A 17,887-nucleotide genomic window follows, 5' to 3' on the forward strand; every position below is an offset into this window, starting at 1 on the left:
CCAACCGGGGCTTCCGAATGAGCGCTCGTTTGTGCAGTGGCCATGGCTCCCCTTCAGCCGTCGGAGTCGGTTTCCCTATTCTGTCGGCATCCGGCAAGGCTCACAACGATCCGTCACCCGAGTTGGCTCGCTGGAGCGCGGCTCGGGGCCCTGGACCGATTGAGCATGAAGTATCCCGTCGTCGCGATGGCGAGCTGGAATGGAATCGCCAACAGCACGGCGGACGTCTGCTCGTTGGCCGCCAACAACAGAACACTGCTTGCGACGAGGAGAACCCCGAGCCAGCGAGGGAGAACCCCGGACCGCAGGATGAAGATTCCGATGAGTACGAATCCGATGATCAGGGTCACCATCCCGACGACCACCAGATAGGGCATTCCCGAAAAGTTGCCTCCGAAGAACGCCGCCTGGATGAACACTGCGGCCAGCAGTACCAGGAAACCGACGGCGGCGCATGCCAGCCCGATATTCATCAGCTTCGGCGACCGGCCGGAGTGACGCGCCATCAGCGTGAGCTCGACCAGACCCAGCAGCACCAACAAAGCGGCTGCGGCACCGATGCCGGTGACCAGGCCCGACGCCGACCGCATCGGTTGGGCGGCGCATTCCGTTCCGACACATCGAGTCGGTTCCAGCGAGTGAAGGATCACCGCGACGGTACCAAGCAGGCCGCCAATCAGTGCGGCAGGACCGGCCACCCGTGTGATCGAAGAGGTGCGAGAGGTATCCCAAGTCATGAACAACCGCCATCAATAAGGAGACCCAGGAGTGGATGATGTCCCATGCTTACCCGGGCCGCCGTCGTCGTCAATAAGGGGCCGCACGCAGAAGTGGCCCTTAGGCGCAGAACCGGTGCTCAAAGACAGCGGGATTTGTGCCTAAGGGCCAGTTCTGCGCCGGGCGAGTGCTAAAGAGAGGCAGGTTGCGACGGGGCAGAGTCAAAGGCGGGTGTCAGGCGGGTGTCAGGCAGACGGCACGGCGACCCCGGGCAACAGCCACAGCCCTACACCGGGGCCCTCGCCGCGGAACACCACCCCGTCCTCAGACCAGTCGGCGGAAACTGAGCCCGTGCTCCACAGGTCGGACGCAGCCTCGAAGGCAGGCACACCCACAAGATCGAGCGGCAGGCTGACGTTATCAAAGCCGGCACGGGACGCAACAACCAGCACCGACCCCGAGGCATGTTCACGGACATACGCCAGAACGTCCCCCTCGGCGTACAGCCACCGCAGCCCGCCGAAAGCCAACGCCGGCACATCGCGACGCAACCGGCCAAGGTGCGCAACGGCGTCGTGCAGTTCTCGATGCGATGGCGTCAGCGAATCCCACGGCATCGGCGTCCGCGAGTCCTCACCGTTGATGCCCTCCAGGCCGAACTCGTCACCGGCAAACAGCGTGGGAATCCCGGGCATTGAGAACATGATCCCCAGCCCGACCAGTTGCCCTCCGGGAATCATCACCGTCGAGGCACGCGCGGTGTCATGCGTGTTGAGCGCGATCATGTTCTGCGTCCGTACCTGCCACGGGAAGGCTGCCGCAAACACCGAGTGCAGCTCCACGAACTGCTCTGCCGGAATCCGGTTCGGGCCGGGCAGGGGAGTGCCGAAGAAGTTGACGTCCGATGAACCAGCCAGCCACTGCCATAGCGGCCGCGTGAAGTTCGAGTACGTCATGGCTCCGTGCCAGGTATCGCCGTCAAAATCCATCGCCGCATCGTTGGTCGATTCGGCGAGCAGCAGCGTGTCCGGATTGACCTTGTGCATCGTGGACCGGACAGCCAACGCGACAGAACGGTTCAGATCAACGTCGCCGTGGCGGCCGGTCATGTTCGCCACGTCGACGCGCCAACCATCCAGATTGAACGGCGGCTGCAGAAACCGCCCGACGACGGAGGCCGGACCCCCGATGAACCGCTCACGCAGCGCAGGTGAGACCCAGTTCAGTTTCGGCAGGCTCGGCACCCCGAACCAGGCCGCGTAGTCGGAGCGGTCCTCAGAGAAGTAATAGAAGCCCGCCTCATCGGAACCAGGATCGACGACGGCGGTGCGGAACCACTCGTGCGCGTCACCGGTGTGGTTGGTGGTGAGGTCACCGATCACCTTGAGCCCCCGCTCGTGGGCAGCCTTCACGAGTCGGATCAGCGCCTCATCACCGCCGAGCAGCGGATCCACCGAGCTGAACGTCGATGCGTCATAGCGGTGGTTCGACCGTGCCGGGAAGAAGGGGGTCAGGTACACCACCGTCGCACCGAGTGACTGGATATGGTCAAGCCGCTCCGCGATGCCGTCGAGGTCGCCGCCGTAGAACTGGTACGGGGTTTCGGCGCCGGACGGCTGTACCGGCGTGCTCCACTCGCAGGGAACCGCCCAGTCCGGAGCCTCACGTTCAGCAGCCGAAGCTGACCGCTCGAACCTGTCGGGAAAGATTTGGTAGATCACACCCTGCCGGGCCCATTCGGGCGCCGGTTGATGGGCCACCATTCGAAAGTCGTGCACGTCAGGTGTGTCCCGCGCGAACAGGCCTTCCGCGTTCAGCCAGTGCCACGTGGAACTGTCGGCAGATTCGGATGGAGAATCAACCTCGAGCAGGAACCGGTAGCGCGTCACCGGATTCACCAGCCGGACCGAAGCCTCCCACCACTCCCACGAGCCGACGTTCCCAAGCCGGCGGGCCTCGTCATAGTGCGGTTCGGCGTCCCTGAGAGATCGCACATACACCCGCCGGACGGACCCGTAAGACCGGGGGACCCGCAGGCGGACCGGCACCGAAGCACCCAGCGAAACGTCGGAGGGCACATACAGTGCCGATCCGTCATGATGCGGCAGGACGACCATCTGCGACTTAGCCCTTGACCGATCCGGCGGACAGACCGTTCACGATGTACTTCTGCAGATACAGAAACAGCGCCATCACCGGCAGGGCAGCGAGCACGGCGCCGGCAGCGAAGACGCCCCAGTTCTCGGAGCGCTGCTGACCCACGTAGGAGTAAAGCCCGACGGCGAGTGTCTGGCTGTCCGGGTCCGTCAACACCACGCTGGCAATCACAAACTCGCTGCTCAGGCCGATGAAGGCCAAGAGCCCGACGACGGCAAGGATCGGCGTCACCAGCGGCAGGATGATGGTGAAGAACACCTGGACGTGGCTCGCACCGTCAATGCGCGCAGCCTCGTCGAGCGACGGCGGAATGGTGTTGAAGAATCCGTACATCAGATACGTGTTCACGCCCAGCGCTCCACCGAGATACACCATGATCAGCCCCAACTGGCTGCCCAGTCCCAGCCACGGCACCACGTCGGTGATGAAGTTGAGCAGCAGGAAGATTGCGACGACGGCAAGCAGCTGTGGAAACATCTGCAGTATGAGGAGGGTGAGCAGGCTGACCCTGCGGCCCTTGAAGCGCATGCGGCTGAACGCGTACGCAGCCAGCGCACCAAGGAAGACAGTTGCTGCAGAGGTTATGACGCCGATCACCAGTGTGTTGACGAACCACTTGCCGAAGGGACGGTTGGGGTCGCTGAACAGCTGCTCGAAGTTGCCGAAGTCGATGCGGCTGAAGAGCACATTGGACCCGGCCATGGTGCCCGTCGAGTTCAACGCCGCGGACAGCACATACAGGAGCGGGAACACCGCGAACAGGGTGGTGATGACGCCCACCAGATGCCGCCAGCCCTTCTCACGGAACCAGGCGCCGAAGGACTGCTTGCGCTGGGGAGGAAGCGACGTCGTCGTACCCGATCCTGAGCCGGCAAGGAGCGTGGTTGGTGTTTGGGTGGCCATTAGTGGATCTCCTCGAGGGCCTTGGTCTGCCGGAAGCTGAGAATCGAAATTGCGGCGACGATGAAGAAGATGACGATGGACAGCGCACTGGCGAGACCGTAGTCACGGCCCACCCCGCTGCCGAACGCGACTTCGTACACCATGGTGATGAGGATGTCCGTCGCGCCCACGTTGACCGTGGTGTCTGAGAGGCGCGGACCGCCGTCAGTCAGCATGTAGATGATGTTGAAGTTGTTGAAGTTGAACGCGAAGCTCGCGATCAACAGAGGAGCGACCGAGACCAGCAGAAGCGGCAGCTTGATGGAGGTGAACAGCTTCCAGGGGGTGGCGCCGTCGAGCTTTGCCGCTTCATTGACGTCCTCCGGGAGGGACTGCAGGGCACCGGTGCACACCAGGAACATGTAGGGGAAACCGAGCCACAGGTTGACCAGCAGGACGCTGATCTTCGCCAGCAGCGGATCGGTCAGCCACGGGATGTTCGCGCCGCCGAAGAAGGTGTTGTTGACGTATCCGAACTCGGGGTTGAGCAGGCCGGACCATACGAGGCCTGCGAGGAACGCCGGGAACGCGTAGGGGAGGATCATCAGGACCCGGTAGATGCGCTTCCCGCGCAGGTTCGGCAGGTTGAAGGCGTTGGCGAGGAACAACCCCAGCGCGAACGTGGAAAGTACCGAAACCAGCGCGAAGGTGAAGGTCCAGAGAGTCACCTGAAGGAGCGGTCCACGGATGTTCTCGTCGGAGAAGGCCTTGGTGAAGTTTGCGAAGCCGACGTCGATCTTCCAGCCGGTGCTGAGCTCGTTCCCGTCCTCGGAGACGAACGTGCCCTTCCCCGAGTCGGCGTACACGGTGCCGGTTTCGGTGTCGGTAAAGGTGTCGGCGGCTTCGTCGTATTCCAGCGTTGGGCTGTAGACATAGGCGGTGGAGCCGTCGCTGGTCTTCAGGGTGCCGTCGTCCGGATCGTCCGAGAATGGGATGGTCAGGGCGAGAATGTCGGCCTGGTTCGCCAGCACCTCGTTGAACTGGAGCGTGCGGTACCCCTCGAGTTCGGTTGCCTTCCCGGTGCCGTCGGTAACAGCATCCGATGCTTCCTCGAGCGGCTCCTCGGCGCTGCCGATGCTGATGCCGCCGTCGGGATCGGTGGTGAGGAAGTGGAATTCGCCGTCCTGCTCGACGATGGTGACCCGGTAGGCGGGGGAGTCCGGCACCCGCTGCTGCGCTGCGAGCTGGATGGCGGAGATGGCATCTTCCTTGGTGCTGTTGTGTCCGTCGCCGTAGTTGGTGAACGCCACGTAGCCGCTGAAGATCATGACGAAGACCTGGAAGATCAGCAGGAAAAAGACGCCGGGGGCAAGGTATTTGGCGGGAAGCCCTCCACGCCGGAGGTAGATCCAGTTGATGAGTAGCGTGACGCCCGCTGCCAGCACCAGCACCGTCCACTTTTCCTGCAGGAACAGGACGGTGAGGACGTAGACCGCGAAGGCGTCGACGAGCCCCAGCAGGATGATTTTTGCGAGAAGTCCGGCCATCGAGTCCGACGGGCGGAGGGACCTGGGCTGTTTCTGCGGAGAAGTTCGGGTCAGTTCGGTGGTTGGCATGGGCCGGAGCTTTCGTTCGAAGCAGTGCGTTAAGGGCAGGCACTAGTCAAGGCAGTGGCGAGTCAGGCAGTGCAGGGCACGGCCCGGGTAAAGGGAAGCCGTTGTGGGCCGGGGTGCATCCGGCCGGCCCACAACGGCTGCTTGGTGGGTGAGTTATCCGGCAGAGATCTTCTGCTCGATGTTCTTCACCATGGCCGGCCAGGCTTCCTCCGGCTTTGCAGTGCCCTTGATCAGTGCAAGCTCAGTTGCACCCCAGTCAGCCCAGACTGCCTGCATTTCGGGGACCGCGGGCATCGGAACGCCGTTGGCGCCGATCTCACCGAACGCGGCAACGATCGGGTCAGACGCGGCCTTCTCGAAGGAGGCGGTGAGTGCCGGCGGGCGGCCACCCACTCCGAACATGGCATCCTGTGCTTCTTCGGTGGTCAGGTAGTTCACTGCGAACTCGTTTGCAGCCAGGGCGTTCTTGCTCTGCGCGGAGATGAAGTACCCGTTCACGCCGATGAAGGGCTGAGCAGGCTCATCGCCCACAGTAGGCAGGGGATCGACGGCGACGTTGATCCCGGCTTCCTGAGCGGCGCCGACGTTCCACGGGCCGGTCAGGTAGTAGGGGGACTCACCGGCAAGGAACTTCTCCTTGGCGATGTCACCGGTGATGTTCGAGTTGAGGATGCCGGATCCGGCGTCGCCCCACTCAACGAGCTTCTTCGCGAATTCGACGCCGTTCTCCTCACCGAGCAGGAGCTTCGAGGCGTCGTAGCTGCCGTCCTCATTCTGGGCGAAAACCGGAACGCCCATCGAGGTCTGGAAGGGGTACATGTGGTACGGGTCTGCCTGCTTGGGGTCGAGACCCACGAGGAACGGGAACTCCGCGTCGCCGGCCTCGACAGCTGCCTCGCCGTTGGCGATCACCTCGTCGAAGGTCTCTGCGGCCTCAGGCACCATGTCGGCGTTGCGCAGCAGTCCGATGTTTTCGATCGCGTAGGGAACGCCGTACAGGCTGCCCTCGTAGGACATGGCCTGAATTGCCGATTCCTGGAACTCGCCTGCCTTGTCGCCCAGCTCAACGGGAGCAACGACGCCGTTCTCCACAAAGGTGCCGATCCAGTCGTGCGGGCCGACGATCAGGTCCGGTCCGTTGCCGGTGGGTACCTGGGTAATGAAGTCGTCACGGACGGCAGCGAAGTCTTTGACCGCGAGGTCGATCGAGATTCCGGTGTCCTCCTCGAAGGATGCAGCGATCGACTCGAGCGCTGGAGCACGCTCCGCGTCCACCCACATGGTCAGGGTGGTTGAGCCACCTTCGGCGAGGTTGGTGGGCGCAGCCGATTCTCCGGTAGTGGACTCGGTGGACCCGCCGCCGCAGGCAGTCACTGCCATCACGGCGACGGACAGAGCGGCTGTGGCCAGCGTCCGTCGATGGAGGAGTCTGGTTGTTTGCACCTTCATTGGTGAACCTTTCTGTGGCGCCGGACGGCAGCCCATCAGTGGGCATTGCGCTTCACGGCGCTGGTGAGAATGAGAGACCGGTTGGTAGTGCCGAACCCTTCACAATCCGTCGGAAGGGGTGAGGCACAACACATCGTAAGCGTTTACGGTCAATCCGCACAAGATGAATTTTGCGGCCCGCAAGAATCCGCGGGAGGGTTGATACAACGGGATGAAGAGCAACTGTAAACGCTTTCAATTAACGTGCTGCCGTGGTTAGCATGTACCCCATGCCCAACGCCGTATCGCTTGCGCCAGCTGTCTCCGCCCTGTCGCCCGCGCCCACATTTCATGCACCTCTCCACACCGCACACGACGACGACGCATGGTGGCGCTCATCGGTCATCTACCAGGTCTACCCCCGGTCCTTCAGGGATCTGAACGGTGACGGCCAGGGGGATCTCGCAGGGATCACGGCTGAGCTCCACCAGCTCGCCGACCTCAGCGTCGACGCCATCTGGATGTCTCCGTTCTACACTTCGCCACAGCGGGATGGCGGCTACGATGTCGCCGACTACTGCGACGTCGACCCCATGTTCGGCACTCTCGAAGACTTCGACCGGCTTACGGCACGAGCAACAAAGCTGGGGATCAAGGTAATCATCGACCTCGTCCCCAACCACTGCTCCAGCGAACACGCACTCTTCAAGGCCGCCCTTGCCGCTGAACCCGGCTCACCCGAACGCGCAATGTTCATCTTCCGCGACGGAACCGGCCCCGACGGGTCCAATCCGCCGAACAATTGGCAGTCGCACTTCGGCGGCTCGGCCTGGACCCGCACGCTGAACGACGACGGCACACCCGGCCAGTGGTACCTCCACCTCTTCGACTCCTCCCAGCCGGACTTCAACTGGGACAACCCGGCCGTGCACGCCGAGTTCGAGCGGATCCTCCGCTTCTGGCTGGACCGGAACGTCACCGGCTTCCGCGTCGACGTCGCGCACGCCCTCGTCAAGGCCGAAGGCCTTCCGGACTGGCACGGACGCCCCGACGGGTGCTCGACTGAGGAACACCCCGGCCACGCTGCGCCGATGTTCGGACAGAGGGCGATCCATGACATCTACCGCCGGTGGCGCTCGATCCTGGGTGAGTACGACGGCGACCGCATCCTGTGTGCGGAAGCGACCATTGATCCGTTGTCGCGGCTGGTGAACTGGGTTCGCAACGACCAGATGCACCAGGCCTTCAACTTTGCCTATCTGCACCACCCGTGGGATGCCGCCCGGCTCCGGGAGATCATTACCGACTCACTTCAGGCGTTCGACAGCGTCGGCGCTCCAACCACCTGGGTCCTGAGCAACCACGACGTTCCTCGTCACGCCACACGATTCGGGGAAGAAAGGCCGGAGGTCGGGCTTGACCGCGCACGCGCTGCATCCCTGGCGATGCTGGCACTGCCCGGCGGCGTGTACCTGTACCAGGGCGAAGAGCTTGGGCTGCCCGACCACCTCACCATCCCGGACGAACTTCGTCAGGACCCCACCTTTGTTCGCACCGGCGGAGAACGAGTGGGCCGGGACGGATGCCGCGTCCCGCTGCCCTGGCGCGCGGATGAGCCGCACTACGGCTTCGGCTCGAACGACGGCGGCTGGCTGCCTCAGCCCGAGGACTGGGCGACCCTTGCCCGCGACTCCCAGCAGGCAGACCCTGCATCGACCCTCAATCTCTACCGCTCTGCGCTCTCGCTCCGAAAAGAGCTGGGGCTGGGGGCAGGGTCGCTGAGCTGGGCGGTGGACGCCGACGGCACCGACACCATCGCATTCCTCAACAATGACGTGATGGTGATCTTCAACATGGGACAATCTGACATCAACGTACCTGCGGGCTCGGTTCTTGCGGCCAGCCATGCGGATGCCGGTGCCGACGGCGTATTGGCGCCGAACCGGTGCGTATGGCTAAGACTGAACTAAGAGGACTCCGCCCGTCCTTTGCTCTGAGGGAGGGCGCCGTGGTTGGCATCAAGGATGTAGCAGCGCTTGCCGGCGTTTCCACGGCCACGGTTTCCCGTGCCCTCAGCGGCAACGGTCAGGTCTCACAACGTGCCCGCCTCAAAGTGCTCGAGGCCGCGAAGGAACTGGAATTCGTTCCGTCCTTCTCGGCCTCGTCGCTCGCGTCGGGCCGGAACCGAAATGTTGGCGTGGTTGTGCCCTCCGTCAACCGCTGGTACTTCTCCCAGATTGTGGACAGTGTCGCCGCGTCCCTGCTCGACGCCGGTTACGACCTCACGCTCTACAACGTCAGCGACGGCGCCGCTCACCGTGACAGGGTGTTCTCCGAGTTCCTGCTCCGGCAGCGCTGCGACGGCGTTATCTCGGTATCGCTGCAGCTCTCCGACACTGAACTAGGGCAGCTCCTCGCGGTGGGCAAGCCGATCGTCGGCATCGGGGGACCGCTGCCGGGCGCGGACACCATCAGCGTGAATGAGTTCTCCATCGCGCAGCTCGCAACCGAACATCTGATCAGCCTGGGGCACCGGCGGATCGGTTACGTTGGCGGACCAGAGGATGCGGCGCGGGACTTCAACATTTCCGAGGGCCGGCGTCGTGGCTACGAGGTGGCGATGGAAGCGGCGGGACTGGAGGTGTCGTCGTCGTGGTTGGCGTACGCGGACTTCACGATTCCGGGTGGTTACGCCGTCGCGAAGCGCATGCTCGGTTATCCCCGCAACCGGCCAACCGCCGTTTTTTGTGCCTCGGATGAAATGGCAATCGGCGCTATCGTCGCGGCCCGGGAACTCGGGATTCGGGTGCCGGATGCGCTCTCCGTGATTGGAATCGACGGTCACGACCTGGGAGAGGTCTTCGGGCTGACCACTGTCGCACAGTATCCGGCGCGGCAGGGCGCAAGGGCTGTCGAACGGATGCTGCAGCTCTTCGCCGGTCCCGCCGAATCCGGCGACCCCACCGACCACACGGCGCATACCGAGATGATCGTGCGATCCAGTACCGCTGCACCAGGGGAATAGACACCGGGGGAGTAGAAGACACACGCAGAAGGGGCGGGCCGCGGTAAGCGACCCGCCCCTTCTGCGTGCTGTGGACTACCGGACCTGGTTACTCGGAGCGGTTGTTCTGCTCTGCAAGGGTGTCCCAGAAGGAAGTGTCTGCGGTGCTGATCGAACCGTCAGCGATCGCGCGGACCGTCGCGTCGAGTGTGGTGACGGTCTGCTTGATCAGGTAGCCGTTGCTCTTCTGGCCGAGGACGGCGCCCTCGTTGAAGTGGTCGGACATACCGCGCATCTCGAACAGCAGGGTGGAGATTCCGTACTCGACGGCGATGCCGTTGCGGCTGATGGTTTCGGCGGAACCACCGACGTACTTGCCGAGGTGGCCCCAGCCTGTGGAGTCGACGGCGTCGAACACTACTGCGCCGAGGCGCTTGGAGCCCTCGAGCACGTCCGGATCAACGTTGGGCGTGGTGGGGTGCAGGATCGAACCGGAAACCAGCTTTCCGTCGCGCTCGCTGTTGGTGCCCTGGTGATGGAGGTCGATCATGTAGTCGATGTCGTACTTGGCCATGACGTTGGTGTGCAGCGCCTGGGTCTCGGGCTGCACCTTCGCGACATGGTCGCGGTTCAGGTCCACGCCGACCGCGTTGTATCTGGTCAGGTGCCGGTCACCGCTGGCGATGTAGTCATCGAGCGAGAAGTTGACATCACCCATTGCGCCGTCCGGGTTGAGCATGGGCACTACCAGGATGTTGACGCCGTCGAGGACTCCGCCGGTCTTGCCGGTGCCGAGGTGCTTGATGAACTCGAGCGCACCCTCTGTGGTGAGCTGCTCGTTGCCGTGCTGCTGGGTCAGGAAGAGGATGGTCGGGTTCTCCGGGTTGGAGATGTACTTCGCGAGATAGAGGTCGCGGCCCTTCACGGACTGCCCGATGACCTCAAGCTCCATTGCGTCCTGCTTGGCGTCCTGGGTCTTCAGGTAGTCGACCATCTCATCGTAGGTGCGCAGGATCGAAGTATTGATGGTTTCGTTGCCGTTGTATCCCGGTCCCTCGCCTACGGCGAAGCCCGGCGCGGAAACGGCCACGGAGGAGATGGTGAGGGCGCCGGCGAGGGCTGCTGCTGCAAGTGATTTCTTCACAGGGAAGGGTTTCCTTTCAGGAAGTGCTGGAGATCAGAAGGAGACCGGAATGGTGCCGGCGTAGTCGGTGCTGTAGCCGGTGACCGGAGTGTGCGGAATTTCTTCCCACACGTTGGGGTCCACTTGCTGGACTTCGTCGGTTGCCAGGCCGGACAGGAGTGTCTTCATGGCGAGCACATTCTGCTGAATGCTCTTGCCTCGCGCCTTCTGGCCGAGGCTGCCGTCGCTGGTGTTGCCCGAGGTCTCGAAGAAGACCACAGGGTTCGAGTGTCCGGACGGGTTCAGGCCCTGATAGTTGAGTCCGAGCATCATTGCCGACACAACGCCGCCCTTGATGTCGATTTCCAGCGAACCGCCAACCTGATAGCGGTCCATGGTGATGTAGCCGTACTTGGACAGTTGCTGGAAGACGTGGCCGTGCATCTGACGGGTGAGCACGTCGTAGGCCCCACCTTGCAGGGTCGGCAGCGTGGGGCCGCCGGGTGCAAGAGAGATGCCGAGGGAGAGGGTGACGTCGTCGCCCGTGCCGTACTGCTTCTTCAGGCCCTGATGATGGATGTCGATCCCGTAGTCGGGTTTGACCATGGTCCAGTACTCGTAGAACGCAAGGGACTCGTCGGCCTGGAACTTGTCAGCGACCCAGTCGCGGTTGAGATCGACGCGCTGCTCCTGACCGGCGCCGTTCAGGAGGGGCTTCCCGGTTTCATCGTCGTACAGGACGGTCTGGCGGATGTTCATCTCGCTGCCGTCCGGGTTGTACATCGGGATGAAGTGGATGGTGAACGCGTCACGGATTTCCTGGTACTCGGCGGATCCGTTCGTGCCAAGGTCCTTCAGAAGGGTCAGGATCGATTCGGCACCGTAAGGCTCGTTGCCGTGGATGCGTCCCTGCACCCAGACGTCTTCCGGTCCGTTTCCGACCGTTGCCACGTAGAGGTCGCGGCCCTGTTCACTCTTGTTAACCTCTGTGCCGGCTTCTTCCAGCGTGAAGACATCGACCGGATACCGGCTGTTCTTCTCAAGCTTGGTCAGTTCGGCGATGGTGTCGTCATAGGTGAGGATGCTCGCGGTGTTGGTGTTTCCCTCCGTCGACGGGAACTGTGCGTTGGCGACGGCGGGCGGACCAACCAAGATGGGCGCAGCCAGGGCAGCGGTGCTCAGGAGCGCGATCTTGGCAGAGAGCGGGAAAGGCTTTCCCATATGTGTGAACCTCCGGATATGTCTCAAAGAGAGGGGGTGACACGAGGTTACTTGGGGTAAGCAACCAAGGGAAGAGGCTAAGGCAAACTCGTACCAATATGACTATGGTGTCTTGACGCATTGCCCGGACGACCCGTACAAGGAAATCCGGACGCGCTGCTGAAGCGAAAATGCCCGGATCCTTTGGGAGGATCCGGGCACATTCAAACTTCGTCGTCAGTATCTACGGCGCCGCGGCGACAACTTCGCTCGCCGGGTCACACAGTTCCTCAACAGGCCGCAGCAGCCCGGTGACGGGATCGATCGCCAAACCGGTTTCCGGATCAATCGTGATCGGGTCCGCCGCCGAATCGCCGAGCGGGTCGCAGGTCTCCGGCGCAGCGGCCGACGGCGTAGTCGGAGCCGGTGAGTCCGCGGTCGGAACCGCTGTATCACTCGGGGCCGGATCCGCGGGGGTTTCAACCACCGGATCGGTGACCGTTGGCGTCGGCTCCGGATCAGTGACAGGGGGTGTCGGCTCCGGATCAGTGACAGGGGGTGTCGGCACCGGATCAGTGACAGGGGGTGTCGGTTGAGCGGGGGTCTCGGTCGCTGGCGGTGGAGTGGAAGGGGTCTCGGACGCTGGCGGCGGAGTCGAGGGGGTTTCGGTCTCGCCGGACGGAGGCGTCACTGGAGCCGTCGTCGTCGGGGGCGTGCTCGTGACCGGGGGCTTCGTCGCAGGAGGCGTGGACGTGGATGTGCCCGGTTTATCAGTGGGCGTTCCTGAAGACGACGGCGTCCCTGTGCTGGACGGCGTTCCCGAGGTCGACGGCGTTCCCGACGGCGACGCCGTGACGATCTTGCCCGGCGAGGACTTTTCCGCGGCGGACGGGGTCTTGCCGGTGGCAGGGCGCTTCCCGAGCGCGGACACCTCAGCATCAACGCGCGACGGCGACTTGTAGGCGATCGGCTCGATGGGCTCGGATGAAGCGAGGTAGGCGACCCAGGCGGTGTCGCCGTCGCGCCCGTTGCCGGTGCCGGGCGTGAAGTTCACAAGGCTCGGCATCTCGGTTGGCCCGCTGCCATCCAGCGGGATCAGCTTCCAAGCACTGGGGTCGGTGTGTGCGCCGTCAAGGATGGTCTCGAAGTGCAGGTGACATCCGGTGGACCAGCCGGTGGTGCCGACTGTGGCGATGACCTGCCCTGCACCTACGCGGTCGCCGGTTTCCACAGCGACACCCTCGAGGTGGTTGTAGGTAGTGACAAGCCCGTTGCCGTGATCGAGCTCAACTCGGTTGCCGCCACCCCACGGATGCCAGCCAACCGCACGCACAACCCCGGCGTCCGCCGAGAAGACCCGGGTGCCGCACGGCGCTGCGAAGTCCTGGCCTGAGTGGAACTCACCGTGCTCACCCGTGATGGGGCTGGTGCGCAAACCGAATGGGGAACTGGGGGTGAGGAATTGCAGCGGCGAGATGAGCATTCCCTTGCCGGGACGCCCCATGGTGCTGATTTCTCCGACTGAGGCTTCCTCAGCGTTCGCCCGTGCGCGGGCTGATTCCTTGGCGCCTGGAATCTCACGACCCGGAACGAGGGAATCGGAGCTGCTGTGGGGCGCGGTGACCTCCGGTGCTACCAGCAGCTGTTCACCCACGAATCCGGTGGGTGGCTCTGCGACATCAGTGGAGTTGCCCGCACCCTGCGCGAGGATGGTGCCTGCTGCTCCTGATCCGGATGAGAGGGGCGTAGCCCCTGGGTAACCGAATGAGTAGATGACAGCCACCGCAAGACAGACGCTCATGCCCGACCGCACCGCACGACGACGGCTCCTCAACACTTGGTGGCCGGACGCTGGCCTGACTTCACTCACTGGTACTCCCCGTACATTTTCCCCTATTGAAGGTCCGTTCCGACCGACCCTCCGGGAAGGAATCTGAACATCTAGCCTTCGCTAGGTGCCCTCGAAAGGGCCCATTGTTGCTGGCGGCTGACAATCAGCCTACTGGGCTGTTTGCCATGTAAGAAGAGTGCTCCCTCTCTCTTGTGGAAACCTTGAGTGAATTCGAAGGTCCCCGTGGCAATCCCTTGCGAACCGTGTTATTTACTGCGGTGCAATGACCTGCCAGGCATCGCACTGCACTTCCCACCGGCGCTCCGTGAAGGGGCCCCACAGCTCGCCGTCATTGCTCACGCGGAATCCGTTCCCGTCCACGGCGGTGACCTCCACAGTCTGGCCCCGCCCGACCCGCACATCGCTCCGCCGCGCGTGGTCCCCGTTCTTCAGGCCCAGCGCGTACCCCACCCGGGCGGCTCTTCCCACCGACTCCCACAGCACGACGTCGACGAACCCGTCGTGCGGATTGGCGTCGGGAATGAGCCGCGCACCCCCGCCGACTGTGCCTCCAAGCCCAAGCGCGGCCATCAGCAGAGGGCGGGAGCCGTCGTGCAACAGCTCTCCGTCGACCCGCACGCTGAGGTTCAGACCCGGCGAGCTGATTCCTGCTGCGATCGCGCCGAGCGGGTAGCCCAGCTTCCCTGCTTTGATCTTCGAAAGTTTCTTCTTCACTTCGGCACCCTTGTATGAGGCATCGGCGCCGATACCCATGTGCACCGCGTTGACGGCAACCTTGTCCCCGCTGAGCAGCAGCTCCATCGTTCGGACAGGGCCGGACATCACGCATTCGGCAGCCTGCAGCGGGTCCAGGGGAATCTTCAGCGACCGTGCAAGGTCGTTCCCGGTGCCGACTGGAATGATTCCGATAGGTCCCGCTGCGTCGAGCGTGGCGGACTGATGCAGGCACTCGATCGCCGCGTGAACCGACCCGTCGCCTCCAAGCAGGACCAACTGTCTGCCGTTGAGGCTCCCCAGTGCGGAGCTCAGCTCGTCGAGGTTCTCCGTACGCGCAAGCTCAAAAGCGCTGCCCTGCCGGGAGGATGCCGATGACAGGAAGGACGCTACAGCGTCGACACTGCGCCGGTACGCTGTTCCGGCGGAAGAATTGACAACCGCCAGCATGCCGTGACAATGCACAGGTGCTCTTTTTCGCTGGAAGGGGTGGGACAACTGGCACCACAATAGCCGGTCGGTCAATCGGAGGCGAGCGCCGCCGTCGTACCGTCCGTTGCGCGAAGGAGATCAGCCGGCGCAAGCTCTATCTCGAGACCCCTGCGGCCGCCCGACACCAGGATTGCGTCGAAGGCCAACGCGGATTCGTCCAGCACCAGCGGGCTGCGGTGCCTCTGGCCGAGCGGTGAAATGCCGCCGATGACGTACCCGGTGCGCCGTTCCGCCGCGGCCCGGTCCGCCATGGCCGCGCGCTTGCTGCCGCAGGCTGCACCCATCGCTTTCAGGTTCAGCGTGCGGTTCACGGGCACGACGGCGACTGCCAACTGGGTGCCGACGTCCACCATGAGTGTTTTGAACACCTGTGCCGGATCTACCGCAAGCTTTTCGGCGGCTTCCGTTCCGTAGTGTTCCGCGGAAGGGTCGTGGACGTAGGAGAGCGTGCGGTAGGGGACCCCGAGTTTACTCAGGAGCACGGTCGCGGGAGTTCCGGCGGAGGCAACGCGCCGTCCCATTTCAGTCCCCACCGCCGGAGGAACCCTGGACCGCCCGGTTGCGGCCCAGTGATTTTGCCTCATACAGGGCAGCATCGGCGGTGGCGAGGATCGTTCCCAGATCCTTTGAGCTGCCGTCGATAGCGGCGATCCCGTAGCTGACCGTCGGGGGCTTGAATCCCTCGGAGAAGCTCGCCAGTGCGAACCGAGCACTCACCTGACCGACGATCCCCTCCGCCCGGTTGGAGTCCGCTCCGGAGAGCAGGATGACGAACTCCTCGCCTCCGTGCCTGCCCACCAGGTCGGTGGACCGGACCGTGCCGACGCAGGCATCGGCGAAGGCCTGGAGGACCACGTCTCCGGCGGCGTGCCCATAGGTGTCGTTCACGGTCTTGAAGTGGTCAAGGTCTGCCAGCACCAGCGCGCCCGGGGTCCGGCTGTCCCGGATGCGCTTCAGTTCATTCATCGCCAGGTCATGGAACCCGGGACGGTTCAGGAGGCCGGTGAGGTCATCCCGGGTGGCACGCAGGTGCAGGTCCTGGGTGACCTGTTCATTACTGAGCGCCGCCATGCTGAACGACACAACCACCAGAAGGACCAGCGTGATCAGTGTGGTGATGGCCGAGTCGAAGTAGGCAACGAAAGTGGGTCCGTCCGGTCCCTCAACGATGAAGACCATCCAGCGGCATAGATAGAAGGCTGCAAGGAGGCCGGAGGCGAGCGCAAGGGATTGCCTCACCCGGCTGTAGGACCGCTTCACTGCCCATAGTTCCGCGGAAGCGAGCGCGAGAAACAGGCACATGAACGCCAGGAAGACCGGCCCCCCTGACCAGTCATTGGTTGCCGGATTGTCCAGCACGGAAACGACCAGCGTTACAGCGGGTCCGGCGAGGATCTGCCAGGGTTGCGGTCCGTCGGTTCGCAGTGTCCTGGCTCCGGCCCACACACTGGCCGCTCCGAGCACCAGCAGGGCATTGCCGGAGGGGTTGGCCCACTGCTGGTGAACCGTGCCGTCGAGCAGGTATGCGGCGGCACCCGCGAGAAACAGCAGGAGAGCAACGCACCACCACGCGCTGTACACCGAACGGGTGCGCTGGAAGGTGACGAAGTAGAAAAGCCCCAGCAGGGTGACGGCCACCACGCCGAAGGCAACACGAAGCGTGGTCGTGTCCAGGAATTCCATTTATGCCCCCGCTGCGTCGAGATCGGGACCAGTATCCCATCCCGGGGTGACAGCCGCTACGAAGTTCCCCTCACACGAGTATCTTTAGGCAAGACCACACGGCGAGAGAGAACCTCCCATGCTCAAACTCTTCGAGGGACCCAGCATCATCTACACCGTTCTGGGCGCCGTCGTCTTCGCCGCCGCGCTCCTGCCCCGGCTGCTGAGGCGGGCCCCGATCTCCATGCCTCTTGTCTTTCTCGCAGCCGGAGTCGTGGCGTTCTCACTGATCGAATACCTGCCCTCGCCCGACCCGGTCAAGTACGAGGTTGTCACGACCCACCTCACCGAAGTCTGCGTCATCATCTCGCTCATGGGTGCAGGCCTTGCGCTTGACCGTCCCGTCGGCTGGCGCTCGTGGTCCACCACGTGGCGCCTGCTCGGGATCGTGATGCCGCTCTGCATCCTGGTCTTCACGCTGATGGGATTCGCCTTCCTTGGCCTGGGACTGGCCAGCGCGATCCTGGTGGCCGCGGCATTGGCCCCTACAGACCCCGTGCTTGCCTCGGAAGTGCAGGTCGGTGAACCGGCCGACGGTGAGGAGGGCTTCGATCGCGAGGATGAGGTCCGCTTCGGGCTGACCAGCGAGGCGGGGCTTAACGACGGACTGGCCTTCCCGTTCGTCTATCTGGCGATCACCATGAGCCTTCTGGGCACGGCACCGGAAGCGTGGCTGCCCCAGTGGCTCGCGGTGGACGTGCTGTGGCGGATCGGGTTTGGGGTGCTCCTCGGATTCGGAACTGGCAAGTTTCTGGGACGCCTTTTCTTCTCCTCGCGGGCAGAGTCTTTCCGCCTGTCGAACCACTCCGAGGGCTTCGTTGCGCTTGCAGCTACGTTCCTTGCCTATGGCGTGACCGAGACTTTCGAAGGCTACGGGTTCATTGCGGTGTTCGTCTGCGCCGTCACCATCCGTGCGGCAGAACGCGACCACGGCTACCACCGCGTGCTGCACAGCTACGTGGAGCAACTCGAGCGGCTGC

14 protein-coding genes are annotated in these 17,887 nt (G+C 63.7%); 3 read left to right on the forward strand and 11 right to left on the reverse strand.

Annotated elements, in window-relative coordinates; genetic code table 11:
* Positions 1–113: 113 nt before the first annotated feature.
* From RIF85_RS09460 to RIF85_RS09480, 5 genes are all read right to left on the reverse strand, one after another.
* On the reverse strand, positions 114–737 hold the full coding sequence (locus tag RIF85_RS09460; protein ID WP_309071659.1) for a hypothetical protein: 624 nt from the start codon (positions 735–737) through the stop codon (positions 114–116).
* A 225-nt stretch (positions 738–962) separates the two neighbouring features.
* Positions 963–2,834 carry a glycoside hydrolase family 13 protein gene (locus RIF85_RS09465; protein WP_309071660.1) on the reverse strand — a complete coding sequence of 624 codons (1,872 nt, stop codon included), beginning with the start codon at positions 2,832–2,834 and terminating at the stop codon, positions 963–965.
* Positions 2,835–2,841: 7 nt separating this feature from the next.
* On the reverse strand, positions 2,842–3,777 hold the full coding sequence (locus tag RIF85_RS09470; RefSeq protein WP_309071661.1) for a sugar ABC transporter permease: 936 nt from the start codon (positions 3,775–3,777) through the stop codon (positions 2,842–2,844).
* Positions 3,777–5,372 carry an ABC transporter permease subunit gene (locus RIF85_RS09475; protein ID WP_309071662.1) on the reverse strand — a complete coding sequence of 532 codons (1,596 nt, stop codon included), beginning with the start codon at positions 5,370–5,372 and terminating at the stop codon, positions 3,777–3,779. Before RIF85_RS09475 ends, RIF85_RS09470 begins: the two co-directional genes overlap by 1 nt.
* Before the next feature lie 153 nt (positions 5,373–5,525).
* A complete protein-coding gene (locus tag RIF85_RS09480; protein ID WP_309071663.1) occupies positions 5,526–6,821 on the reverse strand; it encodes a maltose ABC transporter substrate-binding protein in 1,296 nt (431 codons plus the stop codon).
* A 269-nt stretch (positions 6,822–7,090) separates the two neighbouring features.
* On the opposite strand from RIF85_RS09480, the gene RIF85_RS09485 reads away from it, so the two are divergent.
* Both RIF85_RS09485 and RIF85_RS09490 read left to right on the forward strand, forming a co-directional pair.
* Positions 7,091–8,770 carry a glycoside hydrolase family 13 protein gene (locus RIF85_RS09485; RefSeq protein ID WP_309071664.1) on the forward strand — a complete coding sequence of 560 codons (1,680 nt, stop codon included), beginning with the start codon at positions 7,091–7,093 and terminating at the stop codon, positions 8,768–8,770.
* A 38-nt stretch (positions 8,771–8,808) separates the two neighbouring features.
* The gene (locus RIF85_RS09490; protein ID WP_309071665.1) at positions 8,809–9,825 is read left to right on the forward strand and encodes a LacI family DNA-binding transcriptional regulator; all 1,017 of its coding nucleotides are present in this window, start codon (positions 8,809–8,811) and stop codon (positions 9,823–9,825) included.
* A gap of 88 nt (positions 9,826–9,913) precedes the next feature.
* Here RIF85_RS09490 and RIF85_RS09495 read toward each other — a convergent pair whose 3' ends face one another.
* From RIF85_RS09495 to RIF85_RS09520, 6 genes are all read right to left on the reverse strand, one after another.
* Positions 9,914–10,948: a M14 family zinc carboxypeptidase gene (locus RIF85_RS09495; RefSeq protein WP_309071666.1), complete on the reverse strand. Its 1,035-nt coding sequence runs from the start codon at positions 10,946–10,948 to the stop codon at positions 9,914–9,916.
* Between the two features lie 33 nt (positions 10,949–10,981).
* The gene (locus RIF85_RS09500; protein ID WP_309071667.1) at positions 10,982–12,148 is read right to left on the reverse strand and encodes a M14 family zinc carboxypeptidase; all 1,167 of its coding nucleotides are present in this window, start codon (positions 12,146–12,148) and stop codon (positions 10,982–10,984) included.
* Positions 12,149–12,371: 223 nt separating this feature from the next.
* Complete coding sequence (locus RIF85_RS09505; protein WP_309071668.1) at positions 12,372–13,928, reverse strand: peptidoglycan DD-metalloendopeptidase family protein; 1,557 nt, start codon at positions 13,926–13,928, stop codon at positions 12,372–12,374.
* Between the two features lie 300 nt (positions 13,929–14,228).
* Positions 14,229–15,143: a diacylglycerol kinase family protein gene (locus RIF85_RS09510; protein ID WP_309071669.1), complete on the reverse strand. Its 915-nt coding sequence runs from the start codon at positions 15,141–15,143 to the stop codon at positions 14,229–14,231.
* A gap of 71 nt (positions 15,144–15,214) precedes the next feature.
* On the reverse strand, positions 15,215–15,706 hold the full coding sequence (gene ybaK / locus RIF85_RS09515) for a Cys-tRNA(Pro) deacylase (RefSeq protein ID WP_309071670.1): 492 nt from the start codon (positions 15,704–15,706) through the stop codon (positions 15,215–15,217).
* Between the two features lies 1 nt (position 15,707).
* A complete protein-coding gene (locus RIF85_RS09520; protein ID WP_309071671.1) occupies positions 15,708–16,868 on the reverse strand; it encodes a GGDEF domain-containing protein in 1,161 nt (386 codons plus the stop codon).
* A 118-nt stretch (positions 16,869–16,986) separates the two neighbouring features.
* On the opposite strand from RIF85_RS09520, the gene RIF85_RS09525 reads away from it, so the two are divergent.
* On the forward strand, positions 16,987–17,887 hold a 901-nt coding region (locus RIF85_RS09525; RefSeq protein WP_309071672.1), incomplete at its 3' end, for a cation:proton antiporter.

This window comes from Arthrobacter sp., assembly GCF_031179385.1.
Classification (GTDB): Bacteria; Actinomycetota; Actinomycetes; order Actinomycetales; family Micrococcaceae; genus Arthrobacter_D.

What these genes read in the sequence shown, in the direction of transcription:
- ybaK (WP_309071670.1), bottom strand. Translation starts at nt 15,706, where the DNA reads ATGGGACGGCGCGTTGCCTCCGCCGGAACTCCCGCGACCGTGCTCCTG.
- RIF85_RS09480 (WP_309071663.1), bottom strand. Translation starts at nt 6,821, where the DNA reads ATGAAGGTGCAAACAACCAGACTCCTCCATCGACGGACGCTGGCCACA.
- RIF85_RS09485 (WP_309071664.1), top strand. Translation starts at nt 7,091, where the DNA reads ATGCCCAACGCCGTATCGCTTGCGCCAGCTGTCTCCGCCCTGTCGCCC.
- RIF85_RS09470 (WP_309071661.1), bottom strand. Translation starts at nt 3,777, where the DNA reads ATGGCCACCCAAACACCAACCACGCTCCTTGCCGGCTCAGGATCGGGT.
- RIF85_RS09465 (WP_309071660.1), bottom strand. Translation starts at nt 2,834, where the DNA reads ATGGTCGTCCTGCCGCATCATGACGGATCGGCACTGTATGTGCCCTCC.
- RIF85_RS09460 (WP_309071659.1), bottom strand. Translation starts at nt 737, where the DNA reads ATGACTTGGGATACCTCTCGCACCTCTTCGATCACACGGGTGGCCGGT.
- RIF85_RS09475 (WP_309071662.1), bottom strand. Translation starts at nt 5,372, where the DNA reads ATGCCAACCACCGAACTGACCCGAACTTCTCCGCAGAAACAGCCCAGG.
- RIF85_RS09505 (WP_309071668.1), bottom strand. Translation starts at nt 13,928, where the DNA reads ATGAGCGTCTGTCTTGCGGTGGCTGTCATCTACTCATTCGGTTACCCA.
- RIF85_RS09500 (WP_309071667.1), bottom strand. Translation starts at nt 12,148, where the DNA reads ATGGGAAAGCCTTTCCCGCTCTCTGCCAAGATCGCGCTCCTGAGCACC.
- RIF85_RS09510 (WP_309071669.1), bottom strand. Translation starts at nt 15,143, where the DNA reads ATGCTGGCGGTTGTCAATTCTTCCGCCGGAACAGCGTACCGGCGCAGT.
- RIF85_RS09520 (WP_309071671.1), bottom strand. Translation starts at nt 16,868, where the DNA reads ATGGAATTCCTGGACACGACCACGCTTCGTGTTGCCTTCGGCGTGGTG.